At 72.9% G+C, this 9,390-nt stretch carries 5 protein-coding genes and 2 pseudogenes; 4 read left to right on the top strand and 3 right to left on the bottom strand.

The window, feature by feature from the left end:
• Positions 1 to 26: 26 nt before the first annotated feature.
• The gene (locus tag ABZX85_RS02280; RefSeq protein WP_355861752.1) at positions 27 to 680 is read right to left on the bottom strand and encodes a GNAT family N-acetyltransferase; all 654 of its coding nucleotides are present in this window, start codon (positions 678 to 680) and stop codon (positions 27 to 29) included.
• Positions 681 to 862: 182 nt separating this feature from the next.
• Here ABZX85_RS02280 and ABZX85_RS02275 point away from each other — a divergent pair, with 182 nt between their 5' ends.
• Entirely contained in the window at positions 863 to 1,123 is a 261-nt protein-coding gene (locus tag ABZX85_RS02275) for a hypothetical protein (protein ID WP_355862337.1), read from the top strand.
• Between the two features lie 183 nt (positions 1,124 to 1,306).
• Here ABZX85_RS02275 and ABZX85_RS02270 read toward each other — a convergent pair.
• A pseudogene (locus ABZX85_RS02270) lies at positions 1,307 to 1,357 on the bottom strand (DUF4259 domain-containing protein); the annotation flags it as partial.
• Positions 1,358 to 1,527: 170 nt separating this feature from the next.
• Here ABZX85_RS02270 and lon point away from each other — a divergent pair.
• Positions 1,528 to 3,951: an endopeptidase La gene (lon, locus tag ABZX85_RS02265; RefSeq protein ID WP_355861750.1), complete on the top strand. Its 2,424-nt coding sequence runs from the start codon at positions 1,528 to 1,530 to the stop codon at positions 3,949 to 3,951.
• 210 nt (positions 3,952 to 4,161) lie between these two features.
• A complete protein-coding gene (locus ABZX85_RS02260) occupies positions 4,162 to 4,629 on the top strand; it encodes a MarR family transcriptional regulator (RefSeq protein ID WP_355861748.1) in 468 nt (155 codons plus the stop codon).
• Between the two features lie 5 nt (positions 4,630 to 4,634).
• Here ABZX85_RS02260 and ABZX85_RS02255 read toward each other — a convergent pair whose 3' ends face one another.
• Complete coding sequence (locus ABZX85_RS02255; RefSeq protein ID WP_355861746.1) at positions 4,635 to 5,423, bottom strand: protein phosphatase 2C domain-containing protein; 789 nt, start codon at positions 5,421 to 5,423, stop codon at positions 4,635 to 4,637.
• A gap of 370 nt (positions 5,424 to 5,793) precedes the next feature.
• Here ABZX85_RS02255 and ABZX85_RS02250 point away from each other — a divergent pair.
• Positions 5,794 to 7,986 (top strand): annotated as a pseudogene (locus ABZX85_RS02250) (nitrate- and nitrite sensing domain-containing protein); the annotation flags it as partial.
• Positions 7,987 to 9,390: the final 1,404 nt, after the last annotated feature.

Raw genomic sequence — 9,390 nt, 5'->3', positions numbered from 1 at the left:
ACCCCGGCCCGCTCGCCCCGGCCCGCTCACCCCGCTTCTCTGCCCCCGAACCTCGCGCTGGTCAGTGTCGCCTCGGTTCGCCAGCCCAAGGTTGTGTACAGGGCGTGGCCGGCCGGTGTGCCGGCGAGGACGCCGGTGTGGGCGCCCTGGGCGGTGGCGGCGGAGTGGAGGGTGCGCATGACCGTGGTGCCGAGGCCGCGTCGGCGGTGGGCGGGGGAGGTCTCTATCTGGTCGAAGACGGCGGTGGTGCCGGTGACCGCGATCTGGCCGCCGGCGGCGAAGGAGCCGTCGGAGGCGGCGACGAGGGCGCGGGTGACGCCGGAGCGGGTCCAGGTGCGGGTCGTGTAGCCGGCGGGGGGTGCGGGGCGGCGGGCCGGGGGGAGCGGGGTCGTCATCAGGCAGCCCGGTTCGGGGTCGATCCACCAGTCCGGGCCCAGCCAGGACCCCACCGTCTCCGGGTCGTGGAACACCTTCAGCCACACCCCGGCCCCCGTCACCCCCTCCGCGACCTTCCGTACGACGGCCTCCTCGACGTCTGCCCCGACCGCGCCGAACACATGCCGGTGGACATGGCCGGGCCGCCCCACGTCGATCGTCACCCCCCACGGCTCGGGCACGGGCGGGGCGGCACCCCGGGAGACGACCCATCCCTCGACCCAGGCCCGCACGATCTCGTTCACGACGACTCCGTAATGGTCTCTAGCGCTGATCGACTATTACGATGACCTCTCCCGCCCTCAGGGTCAAGAGCCCCCCGGCGTCACACGGCCACCACCTCGTCACAGTCCCGTCACACCCCTACCCGCCCCCCGGACGCCCGCAAGATGATGTCCCCCCGACCCCACCGACCTGCGAGGAAACCATGGGCTTCATCAACAACGCCAAGGCCAACGAAGCGACCCGCACCGCCGCCCAGGCATACACCGAAGGCCGCCAGATCCTCACCTACAAGATCATCGAATCCAGCTCCTCCTCCCGGAACACCGGCCTCATGCCCGGCGTCGGCGAGCAGATCGAGGCCATCGAATCCCAGGGCTGGACCCTCACCAACCTGACCGCCGCCGAAGGCAAGGCGTTCACCGGCGACCGCACGGCCCTGATCTGCCTGTTCCGCCGCAACTGACCCGACGGACGGGGCCGGCAGGCTCAAGGACGGACCGCAGACGCGGAACGCCCGCACGCCACACGCCGCCGTCCGACTCGTCCCACAACTCCGCCAGTTCGGAGTCCGCGGACACCACCCGCTCCAGCGCCCGCAGATCACGCCCGCCCGTCTCTCCGAAACTGCCTCGTCCAAGTCGCCACCGAAATCGGCCGCCGCGTCGTTGTCGAAAGGGCCGGTGCCCCACGTCCTCATGTCCGCCTCCCCTGCCGTCTCCCTGGTCCCCACCTTCGCACCCCCCACTGACAACCCACCTGACCTGCGAACTCCCCCTGATCGCTCACGGCGAACAGGCAGCCGGGAACATTCGGTGGCTCAGATGCATTGAGTCGACATAGCTCAACTTGACTGCCGAAGGGGAGATCATGGCTTCGTCGTCCTCAACGCTCACTCTGCCGGTGCTGCCGCTCGACGGCGAGGTCGTGCTGCCGGGCATGGTGGTTCCGCTGGATCTGAATGACGCCGACGTGCGGGCCGCGGTGGAAGCCGCGCAGGCCGCCGCGCGCGGTGCGGCCGGAAAGCCGAGGGTGCTGCTGGTGCCCCGGGTGGACGGCAACTACACGGGGACGGGCGTACTGGGCACCGTCGAGCAGGTCGGACGGCTCGCGGACGGCGACCCGGGCGCCCTGATCAGGGGCCGCGCCCGGGTGCGGATCGGAGCCGGTACGACCGGACCCGGCGCCGCGCTGTGGGTGGAGGGCAACCGGATCGACGAGGAGGTCCCCGAGCCGCTGCCCGGCAGCGTCACGGAACTCGTCAAGGAGTACAAGGCCCTGGCCACCGCCTGGCTGCGCAAGCGCGGCGCCTGGCAGGTCGTCGACCGCGTCCAGGCCATCGACGACGTCTCGTCCCTGGCCGACAACTCCGGGTACTCCCCGTTCCTGACCCTCGACCAGAAGATCGAACTCCTGGAGACCGGCGACCCGGTCGCCCGCCTCAAGCTCGCCACCCAGCAGCTCCGCGACCACCTCGCGGAACAGGACGTCGCCGAGACCATCGCGAAGGACGTCCAGGAGGGCGTCGACAAGCAGCAGCGCGAGTTCCTGCTCCGCCGCCAGCTCGACGCCGTCCGCAAGGAACTCCGCGAGCTGAACGGCGACGGCTCCAAGGACTCCGCCGAGGAGTCCGACGACTACCGCGCCCGCGTCGAGGCCGCCGACCTCCCCGAGAAGGTCCGCGAGGCCGCCCTCAAGGAGGTCGACAAGCTGGAGCGCTCCAGCGACCAGTCCCCCGAGGGCTCCTGGATTCGCACCTGGCTCGACACGGTCCTCGAACTCCCGTGGAACGACCGCACGGAGGACGTGTACGACATACAGGGCGCGAAGTCCGTCCTGGACGCCGAGCACGCGGGCCTGGCGGACGTGAAGGAGCGCATCACCGAGTACCTCGCCGTCCGCAAGCGCCGCGGCGACCGGGGCCTCGGCGTCATCGGCGGCCGGCGCGGGGGCGCCGTACTCGCTCTCGTCGGGCCGCCCGGTGTCGGCAAGACCAGCCTCGGTGAGTCCGTCGCGCACGCGATGGGCCGCAAGTTTGTCCGCGTCGCCCTCGGCGGCGTGCGGGACGAGGCGGAGATCCGGGGCCACCGGCGGACGTACGTCGGCGCGCTGCCCGGCCGGATCGTGCGGGCGATCAAGGAGGCCGGCTCGATGAACCCGGTCGTCCTGCTCGACGAGATCGACAAGGTCGGCTCCGACTTCCGGGGCGACCCGGCCGCGGCCCTCCTCGAAGTCCTCGACCCGGCCCAGAACCACACCTTCCGCGACCACTACCTGGAGGTCGAACTCGACCTGTCCGACGTGGTGTTCCTCGCCACGGCGAACGTCCTGGAGGCCATCCCGGAGGCCCTGCTCGACCGTATGGAGCTGGTCCGCCTCGACGGCTACACGGAGGACGAGAAGGTCGTCATCGCCCGCGACCACCTGCTCCCGCGCCAGCTGGAGCGCGCGGGCCTGAACGCGGACGAGGTCACGCTCGACGAGAGCGCCCTGCGCAAGCTCGCCGGCGAGTACACCCGCGAGGCGGGCGTCCGCACCCTGGAGCGGTCCGTCGCACGCCTGCTCCGCAAGGTCGCAGCCCAGCACGAACTGGGCGAGCGGGAGCTGCCGTTCACCATCAGGGACGAGGACCTGCGCGCGCTCATCGGGCGCCCGCACCACGTCCCGGAGTCCGCCCAGGACCCCGCCGAGCGCCGGACGGCCGTCCCGGGCGTCGCGACCGGCCTCGCGGTGACCGGCGCGGGCGGTGACGTCCTGTTCGTCGAGGCGTCCCTGGCCGACCCGGAGACGGGCGCGGCGGGCCTCACCCTGACCGGACAGCTCGGCGACGTGATGAAGGAGTCCGCGCAGATCGCGCTCAGCTTCCTGCGCTCGCGCGGCGCCGAACTGGAGCTGCCGGTCGGTGACCTCAAGGACCGGGGTGTGCACATCCACTTCCCGGCGGGCGCGGTCCCCAAGGACGGCCCGAGCGCCGGTATCACCATGACGACCGCGCTGGCCTCGCTGCTCTCCGGCCGCCTGGTCCGCACGGACGTGGCGATGACCGGCGAGGTGTCCCTGACCGGGCGCGTGCTGCCCATCGGTGGCGTCAAGCAGAAGCTGCTGGCCGCCCACCGGGCCGGGGTGAAGACCGTCATCATCCCCAAGCGCAACGAGGCCGATCTGGACGACGTCCCGGCGGAGGTGCTGGACAAGCTCGACGTCCACGCCGTCACCGACGTCCGCCAGGTCCTGGAACTGGCGCTGACCCCCGCGACGAACGGGGCCGGCACGGAGGTTCCGGTGGCGGCGTGACGGGTGCCATCGGTTCGTGCGGAGGCTCGGGTTCCCCTCTCGGGGCGCTCGGGCCTCCGCCCGTGTCCAGGCGGCCCGCGCAGAACCTGCACACCGTCGTCGTACCACCGAAACAATTGCCCCGTCCCTCTGACAAGCTCCCTACGCCGACCTGCGAAATACTGTCCGAACTGCGGCGATGGGCCGGGCGGACGGACAGGGAGCACCGAAGTGAGTGACGACGGCATCGGCGGCGTGGTGGGAGGGGCCGACCGGGAGTTCCTCTCGCTGGAACGGGAGCTGACCGTGTTGCTGCGGCGGGCCCGGGCGAACCAGGGGGAGATGGCCCGGGAGGTCCACCCCGACCTGGAACCGGCCGCGTACGGCCTGCTCGTACGGCTGGAGGAGACGGGCCGGCGCCGGGCGACCGAACTGGCCGCGTACATCGGCGTCGGGAAGGCGACGATGTCCCGGCAGCTGCGCGCGCTGGAGGAGCTGGGCCTCATCGCCCGCGAACCCGACCCGGCGGACGGCCGGGCCTGGCTCGTCGACCTCACCGAGGAGGGCCGCAGCCGCGTCCGCCGGGTCCGCGAGGCCCGCCGCGCGATCTACGTCAGCCAGCTCGCCCACTGGGACCGCCAGGAGGTCTCCGAACTCGCCCGGCTGCTCGCCGAGTTGAACCAGGTCATGCAGAAGTAGCGGGCCTAGAGCTCGACATGGACGACGCTGGCGTCGTCGTGCGTCTTGCCGCGGCCCAGGAACTCCCGCGCCTCGGCGTCGGCCGACTCCAACTCCCGTACCCGGCGGACGAGTCCGTCGGCGCCCTCCTTGCGGAGGTAGGACGGCAGATCGCCCCAGCCGCCCTCGCGGAACGTCTCCACCCAGCGGGACGCCCCGTCGGACAGGCCGGTCAGCGACCGCACCTCGGCGCGCACCGCCCGCCCCGTCACCGCCCGCGCGGCCACGGACGGGTCGGCGGCGGCCGTGAAGAAGCCACCCTCCTTGTTGCGGGCGCGGGCGTCGGCGACCTCGTCGGAGACGAGGAGCGCGCGGGGAAGACGGGCGAGCCGGTCGTCGAGGACCGGGGTGACCGCGCCGTCCGAGGACTCCAGGAGGAGCGCCGCGTCGGACAGGACCAGGTACTCCACGGCCTCGCCGTCCCAGCGTGCCAGGGCGACCGTCGCCTGCGGGGTACGCGGGTGAGAAAGGTCACAGGTTTGTGAATGGGAGGTCGCGGTTCGGTGGATCGCGCGGGACAACGCCTCCGTCAGCGGAACATCCGGGAGGGAAACGGTCAGTTCGGTCAGCGCCCCGCCGAGCCGCGCCGTGTACCAGGGGACCGAATGCCGGCAGCCGGTCGCGCCGCGCGGCGGCGTCACCCCGTCCAGGACGACGAGCACACCCCCTTGCCCGGCTGCGGGAACGCCGACCGCGGCGAAGTCCTCGTTGGGGCGGGCCGGATCGCCCGGCTCGGACACAAGTTCCGTACGCATCCGGACAGTCTGCACAGATACCGGTGTACGGGGGGGCGAACGGCTCGCGATGATCGTCCCGTTGACGCTTCATTGCAGGTCAGACGGGTGATTTGGGCGGGAATCGCGCGCTCCGGGAAGGCGTGGCGGTGCATCCTGCCAAAGCCCGGCGCCCGCGTCCAACCGGCGGGCCGGAAAGCGGACCGGAGCGCGCCGGTGGAACTTGCCCGCCAACTCCCCTCCGATGTTCACTCCTTCGGGTGGCGGGTCAGGTGATGAGCGCTTCCCGCCCACCGGCACTGGGAGGGTCGGGGACCGTACCGGTTGTGCGCTGTTGTTGACCGAGCGTCATCCGGTCCCATGGGTACACGAGTCAGGAATGCGAGCACCGGTGCAGAAGACGCGGCCTCGGCGCACAGAACAGTCGGCCTCCGGTGCTTCCGGTCCGGAGCAGCGGCCTCCCGTAGGCAAGGGCCGGCCGACCCATGTGCGCAACCGGCTGATCATCGCCGTGGCGGTCGTCGCCGCCGCGATCGGCGCCGCCGGGACCCCGTCCGTGCTCGCGCTCTCCGCCGAACTCAAGGACTCCCAGGAGCTGGTGACGCTCGCCGGGCAGACCCAGGAGGCGCTGGTCCTCGCGCACTCCCTCGCCGACGAGCGCGACCAGATCACGGCCTACCTCGCGACCGGCCGCGACAAGAAGAGCCTCCCGGACACGCAGATCACCACCCGCGTCGACCGGCAGATCACCGACCTGCGCGCCGCCGGGAACCTCCCCGCCGCCGTCGACGGCATCGCCGCCGTCCGCACGAACGCGCTCGCCGGCAAGAGCACCCCGCTCCAGGCCCACGAGTCCTACACCAAGACCATCACCGAGCTGCACCGGCTCGCGGAACGCCTCGCCCAGCAGACCCCGCCGCGCGCGGGCGCCGGGGCCTACGCCCTCGCCGAGCTCGACTCCGCCGTCCAACAGGCCGCCGCCGCACGCGGGTTGCTGGTCGCCGCGCTCGACGTCCCGGTCGGCGACGGGTACGACACCTCCGGCGCCGCCGAGTTGCGCGACTCCCTCAGCGCCGCCGCCCAACAGGCCCGCGTCCGCTCGGACTCGGCGCTCGCGGACTTCCAGGAGACCGCGCCGGCGGGCATGACCGGCGCGTACGACTCGACGGTGACCGGGGGCGAGAACGACGCCGCCGAGAAGTACCTGACGGGGCTCACCGACCAGCCGGTGCTGGACGGCGACGACCTGGACGCCGACCCGGCGAAGGTCGAGGCCGCGCTGTCCGCCCGTATCGAGCTGATGCGCGGCGTCGAGGCGTCCCTCTTCGACCGGCGCACCAAGGAGCTGGAGGCGCTGCGCGACGACGACGTGACCTCGCTGGAGCTGCGGGTCGCGCTGCTCGGCGCGCTCATGCTGGTCGCCGTCGGGGTCGCCACGGGCATGGCCCGCAGCCTCACCCGGCCGCTGTCCGCCGTCCGCCGGGGGGCCGCGCGGCTCGCCGAGGCGGAGGAGCCGGGCGCCGAGGAACCCGTCAAGTTCACCGGGCGCAACGACGAGTTCGCGCAGGTCGTCCGGTCCGTGAACGCGCTGCACGCGCACGCGGCCGGGCTGCACGAGCGGATCGGCACGCTGGAGGCGGACCGTAAGCACCTCGTCGGGCAGCGGCAGAAGATGGCCGACGCGCGGGAGGAGCTGCGGGCGGAACTCTCCTCTGTGAGCGGGCAGTTGGAGCGGCTGCGGGCGTCCATCGGGTCGACCTTCGTCAACCTCTCGCTGCGCACCCTGGGGCTCGTCGAGCGGCAACTCGCCGTCATCGAGGGGCTGGAGGAACGGGAGCAGGACCCCGAGCGGCTCGCGACGCTGTTCAAGCTGGACCACTTCGCGACGGTCATGCGGCGGCACAGCGAGAACCTGCTCGTCCTCGCCGGGGCGGAGCATGTCCAGCAACACCCCGGTCCCGTACCGCTGGTGGACGTCGTGCGGGCCGCCGTCTCCGAGATCGAGCGCTACGACCGGGTGCGGATCTCGTCGTTGCCGGCGCACGCGCACATCGCCGGGTTCGCGGCGGACGATCTCTCGCATCTCCTCGCCGAGTTGATGGAGAACGCGACCAGTTTCTCGCCGCCGGACCTTCCCGTCGAAGTCTCCGGCTGGCTCCTGGAGAACGGGGACGTCATGCTCTCCGTCCAGGACGAAGGGCTCGGCATCGAACCGGCCCGCCGCGACACCCTCAACTCCCGTCTGGCGGAACCCGATCCGGAGACGCCGTTCGCGGGAGAGGGGGAGGGGGGCGGCGAGGACGCGGACGGACTCGGCCTCTACGTCGTCTCCCGCCTCGCCCACCGGCACGCCGTCCGCGTCCGCCTGCGCGGCCAGAAGAACTCCTCCGGTACGGCGGCGGTCGTCGTCGTCCCCACGGCGATCCTCTCCCCGGCCCCCGCCGGCGCGGTCCCCACCCCCGCCCCCGCCCCCTCCGACACGGTCTCCCTCCCCGGCGCCGACGCCGAGGCCAACTCCCACGTCCTCCCCGGCCGCCCCCGAGGCCGCGACCTCGCGGTCGAACTGGCGGAACGAGCGATACGCCGGGCCGGCGGCGGGGTCCCTACGGGGGCCGACACCGGGGACGAGACCGAGCAGAAGGCTGCCGCCGGGAGCGAGGCCGAGTCCGAGTCCGGGGCTGAAGCCGTGTCCCGGGCCGAGGCCGACGTCGAGTCCGGGGCCGGGGCTGAAACCGAGTCTCGGGTTGAGGCTGCCTCCAGGACCGACGCCGACGCCGGGTCCGGGGTCGAGGCCGGCGTTGAGTCCGGTGCCGGGGCCGAGTCTCGGGTTGAGGCTGCCTCCAGCACCGAGACTGACGCCGAGGCCGGGGCTGAGACTGCGTCCCGCGCTGACGCCGTCGTCGAGTCCGGGGCCGGGGCGGCTGCTGAGTCCGGGCCCGAGGCCCGGTCCGGGGCTGAGACTGAAGCCGAGCTCCGGGTTGAGGCCGGGGCTGCGGCCGTGGACGACACCGAAGCCGGGTCCGGGGCTGAGGCTGAGTTCGGGGCCGGGGCCTGGGGCGAGACCGGGGTTGAGACCGCGTCCCGCGCTGACACCGTCGGCGAGTCCAAGGGCGTGGCCGAGGTCGGGGCCGAGGCCGAGTCGCGGGTTGAGGCCGGAGCCGGGAACAGAGCTGAGGCTGCGCCCACCGGCGACGCTGCCGTCGAGTCCGCGTCCGAGTCCGGGGCGGCGGCCGAGGCTGTGTCCATGGACGACGCTGAGGGTGTGGCTCGTGGTGTCGGCGCGGAAGCCCCGGGTGGGGAACTGGCCGAGGGCGCTGCGTCTGCGGACGATGCCGAGGCCGGGGCGCTGCTCGAAGGCGCTGAATACGGCGGGGCGGGGGTGCCGGAGGTGGCCGCGACGGTGGTGTCTCCGGGGCCGTCCGTTGTTGCCGGGGCCCTCGGCTCCGACGCGCGGTCGGACCGCTCCGAGCACGCCGTTGCCGAGTCCGTCGGCGTCGACGTACGCGCCGCGTCGGCCGTCACCGGCGAGCGTGCCGCCGACACCTCGGACGAGGGCGAGGGCGAGGGTGACCTCGACCTCACCGACCCTGTCGCCCCCACCGCCCCTCCCGTCTCCTCCGAGACGACCATGGCCCTCCTCCTCCCGCCCGCCCCGCGAGAGGAAACGGTCCCGCGTGCGGGCCGGGGGGACGAGGTGGGCGAGAGGGCTGTGGACCCGGATCACGGTCCCGGCGTGGACGAGGGCCCCGGGCTCGGTTGCCGGACCGGTGCCGATCCGCGTGCCGGTCTCGCCTCGCGTGCCGGTGCTGATGACTTCGTCGTCTCCGGTCCGGACTCCGGGGGCGACGGCGACTCCCCGGAGCACGCCCGCGCCGAGAGCGGGGAGCCGGTCACCGCGAAGGGGCTGCCGAAGCGGACGCCGAAGGTGAGCGCGCCGGAGCAGGTGGTGCGGCCGAGAGCCGGCGGGGTCGACGCGGAGGCGCTCAGG

Origin of the sequence: Streptomyces sp. NPDC004539 (genome assembly GCF_040610055.1) — a bacterium.
Taxonomy (GTDB): Bacteria; Actinomycetota; Actinomycetes; order Streptomycetales; family Streptomycetaceae; genus Streptomyces.
Note: the sequence above shows the minus strand (reverse complement) of the source record. Positions and strands in the feature narration are given on the sequence as shown.